The sequence below is a fragment of the Cupriavidus sp. GW822-FHT06G04 genome (genome assembly GCF_058799075.1).
This window is the reverse complement of sequence record NZ_JBXALD010000010.1, coordinates 42,312-62,963: the sequence shown is the minus strand read 5'-3', so window position 1 is coordinate 62,963 and position 20,652 is coordinate 42,312. Positions and strand designations below refer to the sequence as shown.

The window sequence follows — 20,652 nt, the reverse complement described above, 5'->3', positions numbered from 1 at the left end:
GTCAGTTCTGGCCGCTCGCCGGCTGGCGGGCGATACGGGCGGCGTATTCGTCGTTGGCGCGCTGTTCGCGGCGCGTGGCTACCTGCTGCTCACGCACTTCGGCGCGCGTGATCAAGGTGTCGAAGGAATTCTGGCGACGCTTCTGCTGCTGCCAGTTGGCGCGCCCGGCCAGCAGGTCGGCCTCGGCCTTGGCCAGCGCGCCGGTCTGCTGGCGGATCGCGTGGTCCAGCGAATCGAGGAAGCGCGAAAAATCCTGCCAGCGGCTCGAAGACATGCCTTCTGCGGCAATCGCCTGCATGCGCGCGCGATATTCGTGGCGGTATTCGGTCAGCGCCTGCAACTGCTGCTCGGCCTGCGTGCGCAGCCCCTGCAGTCGGCCCAGCTCGCGCGCGGCTTGGTCGGTGCTGTCCTGGGCGATGTCGGCCAGTGTGGTCAACGGAGAGTTCTTAGCCATGGTTCGGTACTCCGATCGTCGCGTGCAGCTGGGCAATCGACGCGTCGTAATCGGCGCGCTCGTGGATGTCCTGCTGCAGGAACGCCTCCATGTGCGGATGCAGGCGGATCGCGAGGTCCAGTTCCGGATCGTTGCCGGGCACATAGGCGCCGACGCTGATCAGGTCGCGATTGCGCTGGTAGCGCGACATCAACTGCTTGAACCGCCGCACGGAGGCAAATTGCGACGGCTCGATCAACGCGGTCATCGCGCGGCTGATCGATGCTTCGACATCGATGGCCGGGTAGTGGCCCGCTTCGGCCAGGCTGCGCGACAACACGATGTGTCCATCGAGAATGGCGCGCGCCGAATCGGCGATCGGATCCTGCTGGTCGTCGCCTTCGGTCAGCACCGTATAGAACGCGGTGATCGAACCGCCGCCCTCGGGGCCGTTGCCGGTGCGCTCCACCAGCGTGGGCAGCTTGGCGAAGACCGACGGCGGATAGCCCTTGGTGGCGGGCGGCTCGCCGATGGCCAGCGCGATTTCGCGCTGGGCCATTGCGTAACGCGTCAGCGAATCCATGATCAGCAGCACATGCTGACCCTTGTCCCGGAAATATTCGGCCAGGCGCGTCGCATAGGCGGCGCCCTGCATGCGCAGCAGCGGCGAGCAATCGGCCGGCGCGGCAACCACCACCGAGCGCTTGCGGCCTTCCTCGCCGAGGATGTTCTCGATGAATTCCTTCACTTCGCGGCCACGCTCGCCGATCAGACCCACCACGATCACGTCGGCGTTGGTGTAGCGCGCCATCATGCCCAGCAGCACCGACTTGCCGACACCCGAACCCGCGAACAGGCCCATGCGCTGGCCACGGCCGACGGTCAGCATGCCGTTGATCGCGCGCACGCCGGTGTCGAGCACGGTTTCGATCGGCGCGCGCATCAGCGGATTGATCTGCGTGCCGGCCAGCGGCACTTCGCTGGCGGCGGAGATCGGACCAAGCCCGTCGAGCGGGCGGCCCGCGGCGTCGAGCACGCGACCGAGCAGGCCGTCGCCCACCGGCAGGCGTTTCGAACCGGGTTCGCGCGGGGCGCTGACGCCCTTGGGCAGCGGCGACGGTTCGAGCGGATACACGCGCGCGCCCGGCACCAGGCCGGCCACGTCCGATTGCGGCATCAGGTACAGGCGGTCGGCGCCGAAGCCGACCACTTCGGCCTCGGCGGTGCGCGGGCCGCCATGCGAATGCTGGCCGGCCGGCAGCTCGATCAGGCAATCGCTGCCCACCGGCATGCGCAGGCCCACGGCTTCCAGCACCAGGCCGGCGGCGCGCGTCAGGCGCCCGCAGGCGCGCTTGCTGTCGACGTCGGCGAGGTTCGACGATGCGGCGGCCAGCGCTTCGCGCCAGCGGCCGGTATGCGCCGTGACGGCTTCGCTGGCCGGGGCCTGGGGATCATGCATGCGGGGGCTCCCATGGATCGTTGCGGCCCAGGGCCTTGATCACGCGCTCCCAGCGTGTACCCAGCGTGGCGTCGAGTTCGCCGCTGGCGGCGCTGGCAATGCAGCCGCCGCGCGCCACGGAAGGATCGGCGCGCAAGGTCCAGCCGGCCGCCTCGAGTTCGCCGCGCATGTGGGTTTCCACCAGCGCGACGTCGTCGGGATTGAGCAGCAGGCACGGCGCGCCGGACAGCGCCGGCTCGGCGTTGAGCAGCTCGCGCGCGGCGGGCACGAGTGCGGCCGGATCGATTTCCATGGTCTTGCGCACCAGTTGGCGCGCCACATCCAGCGCCAGCGAGATCAGCGCGTCGGAGATATCGGCATCGACGCGCCCGAGCGCTGCGCGGAAGTTGCCGGCCAGTTCCTGCAGGCGGGCCGCTTCGTTGCGCGCCGCTTCGAGACCGCGCGCATAGCCTTCGCGGTGGCCGTCGCCATAACCCTGCGTCTGTCCCTGGCTATAGCCCTGCGCATAGCCTTCCTTGCGCGCGCCTTCGCGCATCGCGTCGAGTGCGGCAAAGTCGATCGGAGGCGGGGGCGGCGGCTCGACCGGCAACTGTGCCTCGAGCACCTTGCGCAGCGCGTCGCGCGGGTCCAGCGAATCCATCTGCCAGCGCTTCCACGCGTCGCCGCCGGTGTGGGTGCGCGTCGGCGGCTCGAATCCCTGGAAGCCGTCGTCGCTCTTGTGGATGTTGGTGAGCCCACCGGCACCCTGCGGCGCGGCGCTCGCGCCGAAGAATCCCGGATCGCCACGGCCCGGGCCACGGCCTGCGGCGGGGCCGCGGTCAAACGTAGGCATCGTCGCCTCCGCCAATCTGGATTTCGCCGGCCTCGGCCAGGCGTCTCACCACCTGCAGGATGGCCTTCTGCTCGGCCTCGACCTGCGACACGCGCACCGGACCCAGTGCATCGAGGTCCTCGCGCAGCATTTCGCCGGCCCGTGTCGACATGTTGCGGATGAACTTGTCGCGCAGTTCCTGCTGCGCGCCCTTGAGCGCAACGATGAGCGATTCGGTGGCGATTTCCTTGAGCACGCGCTGGATGCCGCGGTCGTCCACTTCCAGCAGGTTCTCGAACAGGAACATTTCGTCGATGATCTTCTGGGCCAGGTCGGCGTCGTGCGTGCGCACGCCGTCGATGACCGCTTCCTCGTGGGCCGTGCTCATCAGGTTGATGATCTCGGCCGCCGTGCGCACGCCGCCCATGCGGCTGCGCTTCAGGCTCTGGCCCGCCAGCAGCTTGGTCAGCACGTCGGTCAGCTCCTGCAGCGCGCCCGGCTGTACGCCGCCGAACGTGGCGATACGCAGGATCACGTCGTTGCGCAGGCGTTCGGTGAAGAAGCCCAGCACTTCCGAGGACTTCTGGCGGTCCAGGTGGATCAGGATCGTGGCGATGATCTGCGGATGCTCGTCCTTGATCAGCTCGGCCACGGACGTGGCGTCCATCCAGTTCAGCGAATCGATGCCGCCGCCCGGATCGCGCGACTCCAGGATGTCCTCGATCACCGACAGCGCGCGTTCCTCGCCAAGCGCCTTGTTCAGCACGCTCTTGATGAACGAGCTCGAATCGACGTTCAGCGCCAGGTACTGTTCGGTCTCGCCGCGGAATTCGGCCAGCACTTCCGCCATTTCCTCGCGGGTCACCGCCGACAGGCCAGCCATGGCCGAGCCCAGCTGCTGCACTTCGCGCGGCGACAGGTGCTTGAAGACTTCGGCGGCAGCGTCCTCGCCGACGGCCATCATCAGGATGGCGCTCTTCTGCACGCCCTTCTCGGGCGTTCCCTTGTTAGCCTTCGTCATTTGCCATCCAAGTCTTGATTACGCTGGCAACCAGGCGCGGGTCGCGTTGCGCGGCGTCGCGCACCAGGGCGAGATCGCTTTCGTATTTCGCGGCCAGGCGCAGCACTTCCGGATTGGTTTCCTCTTCCGGCGGCAGCAGCACGGCTTCGGCGGTGGCGTCGGCCTCGGTCGGCGCGGGCAGCGGCGGCGCGGTGTATTTGCGCAGCACCGGACGCGCCACCTTGAACCACAGGAACATCGCCAGCAGGGCGAGCAGCAGGTAGCCGACGCCGGTCTTGGCCAGGTCGATCATCTGCGGCTGCTTCCACAGCGGCGGTTCCGGTTCCTTGGCGTTTTCGGCGGTGAACGGGCTGTTGACCACGTTCAGCGAATCGCCGCGCTCGGCCGAGAAGCCCATCGCTTCCTTCGTCAGGTTTTCGATCTGGGCCAGTTCCTTGGCCGACAGCGCTTCGGTTACCGGCTTGCCCTTGGCGTCGGCCTTCGTGCGGTAGTTCACCACCACCGCCACCGACAGGCGCTTCACGCCGCCCGGGGCCTGCTGCACATGGCGCACCGTACGATCGAGTTCGTAGTTGGTGGTGGCGTCGCGGCGGCTGCTGCTCGGGCCGGTCTTCTCGGCGGTCTGGGTGTTCTGCGCGGGCTGGTTGGCCTGCGCCGGATTGGGCTGGCCCGGCGTGCGCGGCGGCTGCGGCGTGGTCACCGGCGCCACGGCGGCGGCCGGCGGCTGGTTGGACAGCGCGCCCGGCACGCCACCCACCGGCGATGCGCCTTGCTGGTTCGATTCGCTGGTCTGCTGGCTGCGGATCGCGGCCTTGGTCGGGTCCTGGTTCGGCTTGAACGATTCGTCGGTGTGTTCGACCGAAGAGAAGTCCACGTCGGCGGTGACCTGCGCGTGGACGTTGTCCTTGCCGAGGATCGGCGTGAGGATCGATTCCACCCGCTTGACGTAATTCTGTTCGACCTGCTGGACGTACTTGAGCTGCGTGGCGTCCATCGAGCGGTCGCTGGTGCCCGACAGCAGGTTGCCGTGCTGATCGACGATCGAGATCGACTTGGGCGTCAGCTCCGGCACGCTGGACGACACCAGGTGCGTGATGGCGGCCACCTGGCCCTCATCGATGGCGCGGCCCGGGTAGAGCTGCAGCACCACCGATGCGGTCGGCTTCTGGCGCTCGCGCACGAACAGCGTGGGCTTGGGAATGGCCAGATGCACGCGCGCCGACTGCACCGCGCCGATCGATTCGATCGAACGGGCGAGTTCGCCTTCCAGGCCGCGCTGGTAGTTGACCTGTTCGGCAAACTGGCTGATGCCGAACTTCTGGTTGTCCATCAGTTCCATGCCCGTGGTGCCGCTCTTGGGCAGGCCCTGGCTGGCCAGGCGCAGGCGCGTCTCGTGGACCTTTTCGGCCGGCACCATGACCGCACCGCCGCCTTCGGCGAACTTGTACGGCACGTTCATCTGCTGCAGCGACTGGATCACCGCGCCGCCGTCGCGCTCGGACAGGTTGGTGTACAGCACCTTGTAGTCCGGCTGGCGCGACCACATCACGCCCACGGCGATCGCGGCCACCAGCGCCGCGCCGCCCAGCATCAGCGGCAGGCGCGGATTGGCCTTGAGTTTTTCGACCAGCGCCGCGCCGTTCGGCAGGGTGGCGGCCGCGTTCATGCGCGCATCTCCGGCTTGGCCGGGCAAATCTGGCCCTTGCCATTCTGGCCTTCGCTGCCGTTAATCATTTCGGCACGGCTCACATTACGCTGCAGACAAAACACGCGCACTCTCCGCGATAGTTGATATTCCTGGCCGTGGGCGGTGAGGGCAATGCGCAACGAACCGCCAGATTCGGCACGGTAGCGATGATCGGCCACATGGCGGAAGAACAATCGAGCGAATAGGCCAGGTTTTCCCGCCGATTTCGTCCTTTGGCGCGCGCTCGCCAATGCGTACAGTGCGAGGGCTGAAACCGGATTGCAGGTGGCGCAGGCTGCACGCGGATCCGATGTCTCCCACTCACCAACCTGTACGTGCCATGACCATTTCTTCCATCGAGGGCATGCTCCACCAACTGCGCGGCCTGGCGCAGGTGGCCGGCGGCGGCACTGCCTCGCAGACGCCTTCGGTTGCCACCGAAGGATTTGCCGGCGAGCTGCAACGCTCGCTGCAGCGCCTGAACGCCACGCAGGACCGCGCCTACGGCAAGGCCGAGGCGTTCGAACTGGGCAAGCCCGGCGTGGCGCTGAACGACGTGATGATCGACATGCAGAAAGCCAATATCTCGTTCCAGACCGCCGTGCAGGTGCGCAACCGCCTGGCCGCCGCGTATCAGGAAATGATGAACATGCCGGTGTAAGCGGCGCGGACGGGCTTGCGGGGCGGTGCGCCAGGCGCCCGCCGCGATGCTGGCGATGCCGGCGACCCCGTTTCGGATGTTTCGCTGCCATGAAGACAAAAGCCATGTCGCCGCCCGGGCGCCATGGCTTTTTTGTTGTGTTTGCATCGCGCATTTTTTCGGTCCCGCGCACGGACCGGCATGGAAGCGCCGGGCTCAGCCGGCTGGCGGCGCAAGCGCGGGCACGGGTGCCACGCCATCGGCGCTTTCCAACGCATGCAGCCACGCCAGCAGTTCGGCCACGGCCACATACAGTTGCGGCGGGATCTGGCTGTCCATGTCGACCTGCATCAGCAGGTTCACCAGCGCCGGCGATCCGTGGACATATACGCCGGCTTCGCGGGCGCGCGCGACGATGGCATCGGCCGACATGCCGTAGCCCTTGGCCACCACACGCGGCGCCTTGTCCTGCGCCTGGTAGGACAATGCGACGGCGGCGTCGCGGTCGTTCGTGCCGTTTCCGCTCATGCCGGTGCTCCTTGGGCGATGCGTTCGCGGTCATCGAGCTCGCGGTCGCTGCGCGTCTGTACGGCCACGTTCAGCAATGCGATGCCGCGTGCATCGAGCTGTTCGCGGAACCCGGCGCGCCCCTGCATCAGTTGCGCCGCCGCGTCGGCGTCGGCCGCCACCATGCGCACGTCGAGCCCCTGCGGGCCGAGCGTCAGCACCGCATCGATATTGCCAAGGCGCGGCAATTCCAGCCGCACGCGCGTGCTCCATTGCGTGGTGGCTTCGGGCGCATCGGCATGGCCGTCACGCGACACTTCCCATTCGAACGGCATGCCGGGCCATGCTTCGAGCGTGGCGCGAAACTGCTGCGTGGCCAGCAGTTCCAGCTGCTGGCGCACCACGCCTTCGCTGGCTGGATGCACCGCCTGGCCGACATCGGGCTGCATCTGCGGCGTGGTCGTGTCGGGCGCGTTCCAGCTGGCGATGATGGCGTTGCGCTGCGCCTGCGCAACGTAATGGCCTTCGTGCGATACCTCGGCGGTGACCTGGTAGGCGTGCGCCGCGGCGTTGGCATGCGCGGCGCGGCGTTGTTCGGCTGCGCTGGTGGGCGCGCCGTTGCCGTGCGCGCCGGGCGGCTGGCCGGCCTGTTGCGCGCCCGCCGCAGCGCCGTGCGGATGAGCCGGCTGCGTTGGCGTTGCCGCATGCGCGGGCACGCCGGTGGTCACCGGATACATGACCGGGCGTGTCAGTTCGGCCAGCAATGCAGCGCTCGGCGGCGGCGTCGATGCCTGCGCGGCGGGGCCGCCGTACGGCAGCAGCGCGACGGGCGCGCCGGCGCTCTGCTGCGCAGCCGGATTGCCGGTCGGCGTACTGGCCGGAGTGCCCGGCGCTTGCGGCGTGGCCGGCGCGGGCATGCGCAGCGTGGCTTGCGGCTCCTGCAGCAGCGCGGCCAGCGGACGCTGGCCCATCACCCATTGCGCCACGTGCGATTCATAGAACATACCGCTTTGATCGACCAGCGTCGCGAGGGCGTTCGATAACGCCGTAGTGCCGGCGCCCGCAGTGGGCGCGGACGGCAGCAGCGGTGCATTGCCGCGCAGCGGTTGCGCGTCGCCGCCTTCGAACAGGTCGAGAATCGCACGCGCGGCAAAACTCAGCGTTTCGCGCGTGGAGCCGTTCAGGCCCGCCGCGCGCGCATCGTCGCTACCGGGCAGGATCGCGCCGGGCTGGCGCGCCTGGACGGTCTCGCCGGTGGACGACTGCACGTCGCCCTGGCTGACCGCCGGCACGGGCATCAGCGCGGCCAGCTTGTCGATGGCCAGCGCCGGGCGGGAAAGTTGCGGGTCCGGCGTCTGGTGCGGAATCAGCGCGGACGGAATCTGAATGCCAGTCATGGGCGCGTGTCAGCGAAAAGGGTCGAGCGCGATACGCGTCTGATCCCTCCATGACCGGAGGGTGTGTGGATTTCAGTGGGCGCCGTAGGCGACGGACAGGTCCTGCTTGCGGCGCGAATTGTTGAGCATCGCGCCCAGATGCGCCAGGCGCGGCATGGTCAGGTCGCGGATGCGCGCATCGAAAGCCAGGATGCGTTCGAGCAGTTGGAAGCGGCGCAGCCGTTCGGCATCGGAGAACGGCGCGTGGTGATCGAGATGACGCAGGCGTTCCACTTCAGCCATATAAACCGTTTGCAGCTCCGCCAGGGCATCCCAGTTCGATGCACCTGCGGCCTCAAGCATTTGCTCCGAAAGAACCAGCAGTTCCTCGTAGCTTCTGACGATGGGGGACATGTTGAACATCTCGAAAATCCTGCGCAAATCAGACGGGTTGTGCGACGGCGGCTTCGCCCAGGGCGGCGGGCGCATCGGGATCGATGGCGGCCCACGCCGAAGACAGGTTTTCCAGCAGCGCGTCCACTTCGCCGAGCAGTTCCGCGCTGTTGCGCAGATTTGCCAGCATCAGCTGACGCGTCATGTATTCGTACAGGCGCTCGAGATCGGCGGCAATGTCTCCGCCCGCGCTGTGGTCCAGCACGGCGCGCAGCCCGTTGTCGACGATATCGATTGCTTTCGAGATGGCCGAGCCCTTGCCGGCGATATCGCCGGCTTCCATGCAGAACTTCGCGCGTGCGATGGCGCCGCGCGCGCCGTCGTAGAGCATGACGATCAGCTTGTGCGGGCTCGCGCTCATGGCACCGGTGTGAACACCGACCTGAGCATAAGCGTTGATGGCCTGGCGCGCGAACATGGTGAAGCTCCTTGTCGATGTCTGACTACTTGCTGCTGGACGTGTTATTGAGCGCGGAGAATTGCTGCGTCAGATAGGCGCTGGTGGAATTCATCTGCGACACCATCAGGTCCAGGTTGGTGAACTGGGTGCGGTAGCGGGCAATCGTATCGTTGATACGGCTTTGCTCTTCCGTGTACTGCGTGGACAGATCCTTCAGCGATTGCGAGAGGCCGTCCTGCGCCGATTTCAGCGATCCGTTGGTCGTATTGAAGCTGGTGATCGCGTCGTTGATCGCGCGGCCCACGCCGCCCGTCGTGCCGTCGCCGCCGAACAGTTGCGCCACGGCGGTCGGGTTGTCGTTGAGCGCCTTGGTCAGCTTGGTGTCGTCCACCGACAGCGTGCCGTCCTTCTGGAACGACACGCCGATCTGCGACAAGGTGCTCAGCGACGATCCGCTGACCGGCGTGTTCATGATGCTGCGCAGGCGGGTCTGGATGTTGCGCAGCACGGCGTCGCCGGTCAGCGCGGAACTGGTGCCGGCCGAGGCGTCGAACGCGGTCAGCGTCGAGGCGGTCGATTGGATGTTGTTGTACGCCGTGACAAACGCGCTGACCGCAGTCTTCATCGAATCGGTGTCGCGCGTCACGCTCACGTTGGTGGCGCCGGTTTGCGACAGCGTCATCGTCACGCCCTGCAGCGCGTCCTTGACCGTGTTGCTGGCGCTGGTGATGGCGATGCCATTGACCGTCATGTTGGCGTTGGTGCCGCGCACTGCTTCGCGCACGCCGTTGGCAGTGCTGCCGCTGGCGTTCATGGCGGCCGGGTCGAAGCCGATCAGCGCCTGCAGATCCGAGTCGGTGCTCGAGACCTTCATGCTGTTGGTCTCGCCGGTGGCGTTGGACGTGAGGACCAGGCGATACGGCTTGGCGCTGCCATCGTTGACGATGCTGGCGGTTACGCCGATGTTGGCCTTGTTGATCGCGTCACGCATGCCTTGGAGCGTGTTGTTGCTGCTGTCGATCGTGACGGTCTTGGTGGATCCGGCGGTGGCCTGGAAGCTCGGGCTGCCGTATTGGCCGGTGCTGCTGTCGTAGCCGCTCACCGTGCCGAAATCGAAGCTCAGCGTTGCGGGCAGCGTGCCGTGCACCACCGCGCTGTCCTGCGCGGCCTGGCCGCCGGAAACCAGCGACTGCGCCTGCGCCAGGCTGGTCACGTTGACCGAATAGGAACCTGCCGCGGCGCTCGTGCTGGTGGCCACGCTCATCACCGCGGTGTTGCTGACGCTGGCCTTGACCGACGAGAACGTGGTGGCGTCGGCCAGCTTGCTGGCGGTGCTCTGGAACGCCGACAGCACGCTCTGCACGGTGCCGTACGCGGACAGCTTGGCCTGGTAGGCGGTCTGCTGGTTCTGCAGCAGCGTGAGCGGCGCGTTCTCGGCCGTGGTCAACTGGTCCAGCAGCGTGTTCAGGTCCAGGCCGGAACCGATGCCGAGGGAGGATACGGATGCCATGCTGTTACCTCGATTCTTGTGATTGGCGTTCTTGCGGGAGAGATCGTTGTGGCCTTGCCTGTGGAGGCCCGTGGGCTTACGCCGACTGTCGGACCAACAGGCCCTGCAGCTTGTTCATGGCATGCGCGATGCGCACCATTTCCTCGGACGGCAACTGGCGGATCACCTCGCCGGTATCGCGGTCCACCACCTTGGTGATGACCTTGTGCGTGACGTCGTCGATCTCGAACTGCAAACCGAACGGCGTGGTGCGCAGCACGTCGCGAAGTTCCTGCACCGCGGTGGTCATTTCCTGCGGCAGCGCGTCGCGGCCGCCTTCGGCGCCGGACTCGCCCGTGCCGTAGGCCGCGGACACGGCGGACACCGCCCGCGCTGTGGCGGGCGACGGTGCGGCGGCGTCTGGCGCGCCCGGTACGACGACGGCGGCCAGGGCGGCGGTGGAGGCGGCGGCAGCGGAGATGCTCATGGTGCGGTCTCTCTATGCGGACGAGGCCCTGCGCGGGCCGGAACTTCGGCGGAACCTTCAGGATGAAGCGCTATGCAAGCGGCGGTCCGCTTGCGTAGCACTCCGGCAAAAAACCGGGCCCGAGGGCCCGGTTTCCTGCGGAGCTTGCGGCGTGATTAACGCAGCAGCGACAGCACGTTTTGCGTCGATTGGTTGGCTTGAGCCAGAACCGACGTACCAGCCTGTTGCAGAATGTTGGCGCGGGTCATGTTCGACACTTCCGTTGCGTAGTCTGCGTCCTGGATGCGCGAACGCGACGAGGACAGGTTGGTGATCGTGGTGCCCAGGTTCGAGATCGTCGAATCCAGACGGTTCTGCACAGCACCCAGCGACGAGCGCAGCTTGTCGACGGTCGACAGGGCCTTGTCCAGCACGGCCAGCGGGTCGGACGTCGAGGTGCCGGCGCTGATCGTGGCGGTCGTCAGCTTGCCGTTGGCGTCCATGTAGGCAGCCTTGCCGACGTTGTCGGCGTTGTTCGGAGCCGTACCGCCAGCAGCCACGGTCACCTTGCCGGTGGTCGTGTCGACAGCGTAGTTCGTGGTGAAGCTGGCGGTCTTGGTCAGCGCGCCGGTCGAATCCGTGTACACGTCCCATGCGCCCGTACCGCTGTTCAGGGTGGCGGTGCCGGACATCAGCGAACCCGGAGCAAACGTCACGGTGCTGTTGGCACCAGCGGCCGTCAGGGCAGCTTCCACTTGGTCAGACGTAGCCGTCGTGTTGTAGTCCAGGCCACCAGCGCCGTCCGACTTGTACGTCGTGCCACCCACTGCAACGCTGCCAACACCAGCAGCAGCGGCAGCAGCGGCGGTCAGCACCGAGCCGATGTCCGTCTGCGTCAGGCCGCCGGCGTTGTTGGTCGTCAGGTTGCCACCTGCGTCCAGGTAAGCAGCGGCGCCACCGATGGTGATCTTGCCTGCCGTGTCGATTTCGAAGCTGGTCGAAGCACCGGCGGTGTTCGTGTACACGGCCGAGTTCGTGCCCGTAGCCGGGGTCAGCTTGGTGGCTTCGGCAGCCAGGCCAGCAGCGGCCACGTTGGCGGTGTACTTGAAGTTGCCAGCCTTGGCGTCGTACGTGTAGGTGCTGCCGCCGCCGACTGCAACGGTGTCGCCGTCGCTCAGCTTCGACAGAACGTTCTTGCTCGTGGCGGCCGTGTTGGCCGTCGTCACTTGGTACGTGTTGGCCGGCAGACCAGCGGCAGCCTTGTCGGCGGCCGTTTGCGAGTTCTGCACGTCGGTCAGCGTGGCGGCGGTGTTCACCTTGCCGGCAACGCTGAAGCCGTTCAGGCCGAGGGTCTTCGACGAGATTTCCGACAGGTTGATCGAGATCGTTTCGCCGTCGTTGGCGCCAACCTGGATCGTCAGCGGCTTGGCAGCGCCCGACAGAACCTTCACGCCGTTGAAGTCGGTTTGTGCCGACGTACGGTCGATTTCAGCCAGACGTTGTGCGATTTCGTCCTGGATCGATTGCAGGTCCGACGAAGAGTTCGAACCGTTAGCAGCCTGCACCGACAGTTCACGGATACGTTGCAGGTTGTTGTTGACTTCGGTCAGCGCGCCTTCAGTCGTTTGCGCCAGCGAGATGCCGTCGTTGGCGTTACGTTGAGCCTGGGTCAGGCCGCGGATGTTGGCGGTGAAACGGTTGGCGATGGCCTGGCCGGCTGCATCGTCCTTTGCGCTGTTGATGCGCAGACCCGACGACAGACGCTGGATCGCCGTGTTCAACGACGATTGCGACGCGTTCAGGTTGTTCTGCGTCATCAGGGACAACGAGTTGGTATTAATGACTTGCGCCATGGTACGACTCCTATTTGCAATGTTTTAGGCATTCCGGCGGGTGCCGTAACGTTGGCTGCCTGCTTTGCAGGGCGAGAGTGCCTCCGTTGCAAGGGTTATCGACCGAGGGTGGAAAGACTTTAGAGTGATCTTTGGGCGAGTTGCGGGCGCAGTCCGATCTGGTGTATGCGCACGGCGCGCGCCTATATAGATAGGTGGACAGGTGTCGCGGGCCGGGCTGGCGCAGGCCCTGCGCACGGCCGGCGGGGCGCTTCAGCGGCGCTTGCGGGTGCGCGGAATGAAGATGCGCACAAAGCCCGGCGACGCTTGCGCATCGACCATCGCCACGGTTTCCTCCGGTGCATGCGCGGGTGTCACTACCGTGATGGCGCGCTTGTAGATCAGCGTAGGCGTGGGATCTTCCGCGTTGCGGCCCAGCAGGATCATGTAGTTGTCCGACGCCAGCACGATGCCATTGAGCTTCGTGCCGTTCGACAAATGCACGATGACGGCCACACGGCTGGCGCTGTGCGCCGCGAACTGCAGTTGCTGCAACTTTCGGCTGGGTCTGGGAGCCTTGATTTCCTTCTTCACAACTTCTCCGGAAGAGCCCGCAAGGGTTCTGGCGGCTGACAACGGTCCGATGATGGGGTAATCCGAACGCCGTCGCACTAAAAGTGACGTACGAGGCGGCCTGACAGGGGCGAGTTTTGAAACATTCGCTCTCGGAACCGGCACAGGGACGGGCCGACATGATTGCAGCAGACGGGCGTTTCACGAAAGTGCTTGACGCTGCGCAGCTGCTGGCGGGCGTCGGCGCTGCCAGGAGAGAAGGGGAATACTTCAGGCGGGAGAGTAACAAAGTTTTACAAGCATTGACGAATCGATGGCTTGCCAGCGTCTAGAGGCTTTGCTCTATAAATTCAGTTGATGAATATTTGTGCTTGATGTAGCACTTCGCTGCAATTTGATCGTTGACGCGCCTGTGAAGATCGCTGCAACCCGCGCCAGCTAAAGGTTTGCGGCGATCGTCCGTTATTTGATGACAGCGATAAAAGTAACGTCAGGCGTCACTTTTGGTACTAACCCGCTGATGTTTTTACGCCCACCATCAGGGCAATCCCTGATAGAAACGAGATTTACACCTCATGTAAGCGGGTTTATATTCGGCATTCGGGTCGGGTACAGCCGGCCCTTTTACAGCAGTCCTGAAAGCCTACGAGCACCCCGCGCGTGGGCTTCTTTTTTTTGAGCCCGCGTCCTTCGCTGCAATCCGGGCCTCAAATCTGCCTGGTGCTTTCCGCCGTTTGCGGCGGGATCGAAGTGCACGAGACAGATTAGAAGCGATTCGTTGCCTGGGCAATTTGTGGAAGAACAGCGAATTTCCCCCTCAATTCATTATTTCCCTCAAGGCTTGCCCGCCGCGCGCCGATAGCGGATCGGTGCGACGCCCGGGTTCGGCTCGAATGCCGCTCGCACGCACACAACCGAACCGAATGAAAGGTACGAAGTGATGGGCTTGCGAAAGATGGGGATTGGCGCGCGAATGTCGCTGGCATTCTGCGTCGTGGTGGTGCTGCTGGCCAGCGTGGCCGCATTGGGAGTGTCGGCGCTCGGCAGCATGAACGACGCGATGCACCACGCGGTGGAACAACGCCTGATGCGCGTGCTGGACCTGAAGCTGGCCAAGGAGCGCGTGCTGGCGATCGGCATCATGGTGCGCGACGCCACGCTGACCGAGGATCCGGCGCTGGCCGCGCAGAACGCTGAAAAGATCGGCAAGATCCGCGAACAGGTTGGCGCGACGCTCAACGACCTGGGCAAGTTCATGCAGGCATCGGGCAGCGCGGAGTCCAAGGCCAGGTTCGATGAACTGATCGAGGCGCGCAAGGCCTACAACGGCCAGCTCGACCTCGTCATGCAGCAAATGCGCGCGGGCGAATTCGACGGCGCGCGCGCGGGCCTGATCGTCACGCTGCCGGCTGCGCAGGCCGGGTATTTCGAAAAGCTCGACGCAATCGCCGAACTGGGCCGCAAGATGGCCACCGAAGCGGTGGAAGCGGCGTCCGCCCAATATCTGTTCACGCGCAATCTGTTGATCGGGCTGTCGGTGGCGGCGGCGATAATCGCCACGCTGCTCGGCATCGGCCTGACACGTTCGGTCACGCGCCCCGCCAACCAGGCGCTCGATGCGGCCGAGGCGCTCGCGCACGGCCAGCTTGGCCATGCCATCCGCGTGCGCAGCCAGGACGAGATGGGCCGCATGCTCGGCGCGCTGGAACGTGCCTTCGGTCAGCTTGGCATGCTGGTGCGCGGCATCCAGCAGGCGGCCGGTTCGATCGATACGGCCGCGCGCGAGATCGCCTCGGGCAATTCGGACCTTTCGCAACGCACCGAAGAACAGGCTGCGTCGCTGGAACAGACCGCCGCTTCGATGGAGCAATTGACCTCGACGGTGCGCCAGAATGCCGAGAACGCGCGCCAGGCCAATCAACTGGCCGTCAATGCATCGGATGTGGCAACCGAAGGCGGGCGCGTGGTGCGCAGCGTGGTGGACACCATGGAAGGCATTTCGAAGTCGTCGGCGCGCGTGGCGGAAATCATCGGCGTGATCGAAGGCATTGCCTTCCAGACCAATATCCTGGCGCTGAATGCCGCGGTGGAGGCGGCGCGCGCTGGCGAACAGGGGCGCGGATTCAGCGTGGTGGCGGCCGAAGTGCGCAGTCTCGCCCAGCGCTCGTCGTCGGCGGCCAAGGAAATCGGCGAACTGATCAACGGATCGGTGCGTCAGGTGCAGGACGGCGCCAAACAGGTGGAAGTGGCCGGCAAGACCATGGACGATATCGTCGGCGCGGTACGGCGCGTGACGGACATCATGGGAGAGATCTCCGCAGCCAGCGAAGAGCAGACCGCCGGCATCGAACAGGTGAGCCATGCCATCACGCAAATGGAAAGCGTGACCCAGCAGAACGCCGCGCTGGTGGAGCAGGCCAGCGCCGCAGCGGAAAGCCTGATGCAGCAGGCCAGCGGCCTGGTGGCCGAAGTGGCGCGTTTCGATCTGGGCAATGGTGGCCGTGTCGCAGCGCCGTCCGAGCACGTCGCGCACGTGGCGCCTGCCCGGTTGCACGCACCCGACCCGGTGGCACGGATCGCCGCGCGCCCCGCGGTGAAAGCCTTGGCAAAGCCGGTTGCCGCACCGGCCGCCAGGACCGTCCCCGCTTTGCCAGCTGCCGCGACCAGGGCGCCGAACGCAGCAAATGGCACGCACGCTAAAAACGCAGCGAACGCAGCGAGCGGCGCTAAGGTGGCAAACGGCACGAAAGCAGCAAACGGCACGAAAGCGACGCAAGCCGCAAGCGCCGCCGCCAAGCCTGGCATCGCCCGGGTGGCCGCCGTGCCCGCCGCGGCGCGCCCGCCCGTGCAACGCAAGCCGGCGGCAGAGCCGCTGCTGTCGCGTCATGCCGCCGCGCCGGCCAAGCCGCGCGCGCCGGTCGGTCATCAGCGCAAGGAACCGGTGCTGTCGACGCAGGCCCGTCGTCGTCCTTCGGCCGCACCGAGTCCCGCCAGGACCGCCCGTACGGCGATGGCCGACGCCGGCGACTGGGAAACGTTCTGAGTCGGCGCGGCGCGTTCGGTCGGACAGTCGGGCCGGGCTCGCCGCGCGCCGTTCGGTTGCGCCGGTCTCCGGCCGTCAGCGCGGTCCCAGCGATACCGGGGCGGCGCGGCCTGCGGGTGGAGTGGGCTGCCATTGCATGACCAGCATGCCAAGCAGGATCAATCCAAGCCCGGCCGCGCGCGCCAGCGTGGCGGGCCGCGCCGGCAAACCGACCAGTCCGAAATGGTCGATCAGCAGCGACGCCAGCATCTGGCCGGCCACCACGCCGACGATGAAATTCGCCGCGCCCACGCGCGGCGCCAGGATCAACGCGGCGGTGATGTAGATCACGCCAAACACGCCGCCGATCCATTGCCACCACGGCCCGTGCAAGGCCGCTGCCACACTGGGCCACGGTGCACGCATCGCCCACAACACGGGCGCGACCACGGCCAGGCTCACCGCCAGCGACACCACCGTTGCCCATAGCGGATGCCCGAGCCCGCGTCCGAGCATCGCATTGGTGCCGGCCTGGAACGGAATCATCGCGCCCGACAAGACGGCAATGCCCAGCGCGATCCATGTGGATGCCAGCGGCGTGGCAAGCGATGCGCTCATGTAAAGTCTCCCCTCTGGATGCCAATGCCGGCCATGGTGCCCGTGCCGTGCCCGCGTGGGAAATTCGCAATCCGTACCCGACACATTCGCCGCATGGATGAGCTGCGCCGTATCGATCTGAACCTGCTGCTGACCCTTCACGCGTTGCTGACCGAACGGCATGTCACGCGCGCGGCGGTGCGCTTGCACAGAAGCCAGCCCGCGGTCAGCCACGCGCTTGCGCAGCTGCGCGAGATTTTTGACGATCCATTGCTGGTGCGGCGCGGCGGCACGCTTGAGATCACCACGCGCGCACGCGCGTTGCTGCCGGCGCTCGATGCGGCGCTGGGCCAGCTCAACGGTTTGCTGCGCCCGCCCGCCTTCGATCCCGCGCAGGCGCGCCGCAATTTTCGCGTGGCGCTTTCCGACTATGGCGCGCGCATCGTGCTGCCGGCGCTGGTGCGCACCTTGCGCGCCGATGCACCCGGCATCGACCTGTCGGTGGTGCAGACCAGCCGCGAGGCAATGCTTGCGCAACTGGCCGATGGCGAAATCGATCTGGCCATCGGCGTGTTTCCGCAACTCCCGGCCGATATCGTTGCCGACACGCTGTTCGAGGATCGCTATACCAGCGTGGCCGATCGCGCGACGCTGCCACCGCACGGAGACCTGCCGCGCGAGCAATGGCTGGCGCGTCCGCATGTGCTGGTGGCGATGCGGCCCGACGTGCAAAACGAGATCGACCAGCAACTGGCGGCGGCCGGCATGGAGCGCCACGTGGCGCTGGTGCTGCCGCACTGGAGCGCCGCGCTCGACGTGGTGGCCGGCACCGATCTGATTCTGACCGTGGCCGCGCGCACTGTGGCCGCGATGCCCGCGCAAGCGGCGCTGCGCGCTTTTGCGCCGCCTGTGGCGTTGCTGCCGATTGCGTTCCAGCAGGCTTGGCATGCGCGCCGCGATGACGATCCGGCGCATCGATGGCTGCGCAACACGGTGCGCGCCTGTTGCCGTGCGTCGGATTGAGTTTGGGCGTGGCATTGATGTCGGCGCTAATCGCCGGGAATTCTCGTGAAATTCCTGGTAACGCCGCGAAACATGCCAGCATTCCCCGCAAATCCCCAAAACCATGCGCGCGGGCCGCGTGATCCGTTGCGCCGCCGCCATTTCGTGCGGTGCAGCAAGTAATCGGACAAGCGCGGTTTTCAGCGCTCGCCTAAAATGGCGGCTCTCTTCGAACCGATAAAGAGCAGGGGCACCCGCAAGCGGGTCGTCATCTGCCACGCAGGCCATCCATGTCCGCAGCGCACGCCTCCAAGCTTCCCCCCGATTCGCCTCCGGCCGATGTGCCGGTCATGCAGGTACTGTTCGGCCTGATGCTGGCGATCCTGCTCGGCGCACTCGAGCAGTCCATCGTCGCCGTGGTGCTGCCCGACATCGCGCTGCAGCTCAATGGCTTCGAGGACATGGCGTGGGTCATTTCCGCCTACCTGGTGGCGTCGACCGTGGTGACGCCGATCTACGGCAAGCTGTCCGACGTGCTCGGGCGCCGCTCGGTGCTGACGTTCTCGATCGTGCTGTTCCTGCTGGCGTCGATTGCCTGCGCGCTGTCCACCACGATGCCGATGCTGATCGTCGCGCGCATCCTGCAGGGGCTGGGCGGAGGCGGGCTGATCTCGGTGTCGCAGGCCACCATTGCCGACGTGGTGCCGCTGCGCGAGCGTGGCAAGTACCAGGGTTACGTCAGCGGCGTGTGGGCCGTGGCCAGCATGGCGGGTCCGGTGATCGGCGGCTATCTGGCGCACTTCCTGTCGTGGCGCTGGATTTTCTGGATCAACATCCCGCTGTCGTTGCTGGCGCTGATCGTGGTGCGGCGCGCGCTGCGGCATCTGCCCGTCAGCGGCCGCCGCCACCAGATCGACTACCTTGGCGCGCTGCTGTTTGGCGGCGGCCTGTCCGGCGTGCTGGTGTTTCTGACGCGGCTCGGACAGGGCCATGCGCCGCTGGAGCCGCAGACGATCGGACTGCTGGCTGCAGGGCTGATCGGCCTGGCGCTGTTTGTGTGGCAGGAGCGGCGCGCCAGCGATCCGGTGATTCCGCTGTCGATGCTGGGCGTGCCCACGGTGGCCATCTGTTGCCTCACGCTATTCCTGTGCTTCTTCCAGTTGATCGCGATGTCGGTGCTGCTGCCGCTGCGCTTCCAGGTGGTGGGCGGCGCCCAGGCCGACACGGCCGCGTTGCGTCTGGTGCCGCTGACGCTGGCGATTCCGTTCGGCGCCTATATCTCGGGACGTTTGATGTCGTGGAGCGGCCGGTACAAGCCGCTGCAAATGACCGGCTGCGTCGTGGCGCCGGTCGCCATCGTGGCGCTGGCCTTTACGCCGCCGCACGCGGTGATTCCGGCAGCGCTGGTGATGATCGTGCTGGGCCTGTCGATCGGCCTGCAACTGCCCAGCGGACTGGTGGCCACGCAGAATTCCGTGCCGCCGCAGCAGGTTGGCATCGCCACTGCGCTGACCGCGTTCTCGCGCATGTTGGGCGGCGCGGTCGGCGTGGCCGTGCTGACCACCGTGCTGATCGCGCTGCTGCGCCATAGCGGCGTGGCGGTGAGCGGCGCTGGCGGCGGCGAGGACGTGCTGATGAGCATGTTCCGGCGCGCCATGGAAGTCAGCGATCAGGGCGATGCCGTGGCCGTGCGCAATGCGGCCGAACGCGCATTCCGGGTGCTGTTCCTGATGAGCGCGGGCGTATCGTTGATCGCGCCGTTCTTCGTGATCCGGCTGAAGGAAAAAACGTTGCGCGGCAGCCCTGCCGCGGCGGCCAAGGCTGCTGCGGCGGTCGAATAGCGCTGCGCGGCGGACCGTCGTTACGGGTGCTGCGCTATGTATTTACTGCCACGGCTGAGGTGCGCCGCGGGGCATGTCACGCGGCGGAGCGCGCGCCGGCGCGCCGGCGTGCGCGCGCTGCGAGGCCCTGTCCGAGCGCCCAGCGCAACGCTGGCGCCAGTCCCTGCATGCCGGCCAGCGCCAGAGAGCGCCGCAGCGACGGCCGGTGCAGCCCCAGCATCTGGCGCGCCCATGGGGGCAGCAGCGCCACGCCGGCGTCGGCCATCGTGCGCACCGCCGGCACCAGGAGCGGATTGGCCACCGGCATCGCCATGATCAAGCGCACCACTTCGCGCGTGCGCTCGCTGTTGACGAGATGCGGCCGTTGCGCAGCCAGATAGCGGTCGATGTCCGCGCGTGAACGTGGCACATCGGGCGCGCCCAGCAGCGCGGCTACTTGCGCCTCTTCCGCGAAATAGCGGTCCTGCTCCGCCAGCGAGAGCGGCCCGACATAGCGCAGGTATCCCGCCATGAAGCTCGACACCTCCGCCACATGCACCCAGGTGAGCAAGTCCGGATCGTCGGCGGCGTAAGGCTGCCCGTCGGGCGCGGTGCCGCGCACCGATGCGTGGATGCGGCGCACGCGGTCGATCAGCTTGAGCGCGTCGTCGCGGCTGCCATAAGTGGTGCCTGCGATGAACTGCGCAGTGCGGCCCAGCCGCCCCTGCATGTCGGTACGAAAAGTGGAGTGATCCCAGACGCCCGCCAGCGCGCGCGGGTGCAGCGCCTGCAACAGCAGCGCGCTGACGCCGCCGGCCAGCATCGCCGGAAAATCCGCATGCACACGCCAGCAGACCGCATCGGGCCCAAACAGGCCGGGGTCTCCCGGTGGATTGTCGTAGTCGAGCGTCAGACCGGAGTTGCTGCGCGTGAGGGCGCGCACTTGCGCACCGACGCTGCCGCGCAGCCGTTGCAACAACGGCCCCGAGACGCCGGCCGCAGGTTGCTGCGCAGGCTCGCGCGAGGCATCACGGGAGGCTGCGCGCGAGGATCCGGCTGGGGCC

20 protein-coding genes are annotated in these 20,652 nt (G+C 66.6%); 4 read left to right on the top strand and 16 right to left on the bottom strand.

Translation table 11 applies throughout. The features are described 5' to 3' along the window. Position 1 precedes the first annotated feature (1 nt). From fliJ to AC1RKI_RS21530, 6 genes are read right to left on the bottom strand one after another with little or no spacing between them, the layout of a single operon-like run. Positions 2-454 (bottom strand): flagellar export protein FliJ, encoded by a 453-nt coding sequence (gene fliJ / locus AC1RKI_RS21555; protein WP_061957922.1) that lies wholly within the window; start codon positions 452-454, stop codon positions 2-4. After that, positions 447-1,892 (bottom strand): flagellar protein export ATPase FliI, encoded by a 1,446-nt coding sequence (gene fliI, locus AC1RKI_RS21550; protein WP_061957923.1) that lies wholly within the window; start codon positions 1,890-1,892, stop codon positions 447-449. The genes fliJ and fliI overlap by 8 nt, the downstream gene beginning before the upstream one ends. Beyond that, entirely contained in the window at positions 1,885-2,724 is an 840-nt protein-coding gene (gene fliH, locus AC1RKI_RS21545; RefSeq protein ID WP_061957924.1) for a flagellar assembly protein FliH, read from the bottom strand. Before fliH ends, fliI begins: the two co-directional genes overlap by 8 nt. Further along, on the bottom strand, positions 2,711-3,724 hold the full coding sequence (gene fliG, locus AC1RKI_RS21540; protein WP_061957925.1) for a flagellar motor switch protein FliG: 1,014 nt from the start codon (positions 3,722-3,724) through the stop codon (positions 2,711-2,713). Before fliG ends, fliH begins: the two co-directional genes overlap by 14 nt. Next, positions 3,711-5,390, bottom strand: coding sequence for a flagellar basal-body MS-ring/collar protein FliF (gene fliF, locus AC1RKI_RS21535; RefSeq protein ID WP_061957926.1), 1,680 nt, complete (start codon positions 5,388-5,390; stop codon positions 3,711-3,713). Before fliF ends, fliG begins: the two co-directional genes overlap by 14 nt. Continuing rightward, on the bottom strand, positions 5,387-5,605 hold the full coding sequence (locus AC1RKI_RS21530) for a hypothetical protein (protein ID WP_150979813.1): 219 nt from the start codon (positions 5,603-5,605) through the stop codon (positions 5,387-5,389). Before AC1RKI_RS21530 ends, fliF begins: the two co-directional genes overlap by 4 nt. Before the next feature lie 146 nt (positions 5,606-5,751). Between AC1RKI_RS21530 and fliE the strand changes: the two genes are divergently transcribed. Further along, a complete protein-coding gene (fliE, locus tag AC1RKI_RS21525) occupies positions 5,752-6,072 on the top strand; it encodes a flagellar hook-basal body complex protein FliE (protein ID WP_061957927.1) in 321 nt (106 codons plus the stop codon). 195 nt (positions 6,073-6,267) lie between these two features. Here the strand turns inward: fliE and AC1RKI_RS21520 are convergent, their stop codons facing one another. The 8 genes from AC1RKI_RS21520 to AC1RKI_RS21485 all read right to left on the bottom strand — a co-directional run bounded on the left by AC1RKI_RS21520 (position 6,268) and on the right by AC1RKI_RS21485 (position 13,168). Further along, positions 6,268-6,579: an EscU/YscU/HrcU family type III secretion system export apparatus switch protein gene (locus AC1RKI_RS21520; RefSeq protein ID WP_061957928.1), complete on the bottom strand. Its 312-nt coding sequence runs from the start codon at positions 6,577-6,579 to the stop codon at positions 6,268-6,270. Beyond that, entirely contained in the window at positions 6,576-7,955 is a 1,380-nt protein-coding gene (fliK, locus tag AC1RKI_RS21515) for a flagellar hook-length control protein FliK (RefSeq protein WP_492797039.1), read from the bottom strand. Before fliK ends, AC1RKI_RS21520 begins: the two co-directional genes overlap by 4 nt. A 72-nt stretch (positions 7,956-8,027) precedes the next feature. Continuing rightward, positions 8,028-8,357 carry a flagellar protein FliT gene (locus tag AC1RKI_RS21510; RefSeq protein ID WP_150979816.1) on the bottom strand — a complete coding sequence of 110 codons (330 nt, stop codon included), beginning with the start codon at positions 8,355-8,357 and terminating at the stop codon, positions 8,028-8,030. Between the two features lie 19 nt (positions 8,358-8,376). Then, positions 8,377-8,805 carry a flagellar export chaperone FliS gene (gene fliS / locus AC1RKI_RS21505; RefSeq protein WP_150979817.1) on the bottom strand — a complete coding sequence of 143 codons (429 nt, stop codon included), beginning with the start codon at positions 8,803-8,805 and terminating at the stop codon, positions 8,377-8,379. A gap of 25 nt (positions 8,806-8,830) precedes the next feature. Then, entirely contained in the window at positions 8,831-10,297 is a 1,467-nt protein-coding gene (gene fliD, locus AC1RKI_RS21500) for a flagellar filament capping protein FliD (RefSeq protein ID WP_061957931.1), read from the bottom strand. A 76-nt stretch (positions 10,298-10,373) separates the two neighbouring features. Further along, positions 10,374-10,763 carry a flagellar protein FlaG gene (locus AC1RKI_RS21495; protein WP_341248762.1) on the bottom strand — a complete coding sequence of 130 codons (390 nt, stop codon included), beginning with the start codon at positions 10,761-10,763 and terminating at the stop codon, positions 10,374-10,376. Between the two features lie 155 nt (positions 10,764-10,918). After that, complete coding sequence (locus AC1RKI_RS21490; protein WP_061957933.1) at positions 10,919-12,595, bottom strand: flagellin N-terminal helical domain-containing protein; 1,677 nt, start codon at positions 12,593-12,595, stop codon at positions 10,919-10,921. A gap of 252 nt (positions 12,596-12,847) precedes the next feature. Continuing rightward, positions 12,848-13,168: an RNA chaperone Hfq gene (locus AC1RKI_RS21485; protein WP_150979819.1), complete on the bottom strand. Its 321-nt coding sequence runs from the start codon at positions 13,166-13,168 to the stop codon at positions 12,848-12,850. Positions 13,169-14,120: 952 nt separating this feature from the next. On the opposite strand from AC1RKI_RS21485, the gene AC1RKI_RS21480 reads away from it, so the two are divergent. Beyond that, positions 14,121-16,190, top strand: coding sequence for a methyl-accepting chemotaxis protein (locus AC1RKI_RS21480; RefSeq protein ID WP_492797035.1), 2,070 nt, complete (start codon positions 14,121-14,123; stop codon positions 16,188-16,190). A 75-nt stretch (positions 16,191-16,265) separates the two neighbouring features. On the opposite strand, the gene AC1RKI_RS21475 is transcribed toward AC1RKI_RS21480, so the two are convergent. Then, a complete protein-coding gene (locus AC1RKI_RS21475; RefSeq protein ID WP_150979820.1) occupies positions 16,266-16,787 on the bottom strand; it encodes a DMT family transporter in 522 nt (173 codons plus the stop codon). 93 nt (positions 16,788-16,880) lie between these two features. On the opposite strand from AC1RKI_RS21475, the gene AC1RKI_RS21470 reads away from it, so the two are divergent. After that, positions 16,881-17,789, top strand: a complete 909-nt coding sequence (locus AC1RKI_RS21470) for a LysR family transcriptional regulator (RefSeq protein WP_492797033.1) — start codon at positions 16,881-16,883, stop codon at positions 17,787-17,789. 269 nt (positions 17,790-18,058) lie between these two features. Next, positions 18,059-19,609 carry an MDR family MFS transporter gene (locus AC1RKI_RS21465; RefSeq protein ID WP_492797031.1) on the top strand — a complete coding sequence of 517 codons (1,551 nt, stop codon included), beginning with the start codon at positions 18,059-18,061 and terminating at the stop codon, positions 19,607-19,609. A 76-nt stretch (positions 19,610-19,685) separates the two neighbouring features. Here the strand turns inward: AC1RKI_RS21465 and AC1RKI_RS21460 are convergent, their stop codons facing one another. Continuing rightward, entirely contained in the window at positions 19,686-20,567 is an 882-nt protein-coding gene (locus AC1RKI_RS21460; RefSeq protein ID WP_285846983.1) for an oxygenase MpaB family protein, read from the bottom strand. Positions 20,568-20,652 lie beyond the last annotated feature (85 nt).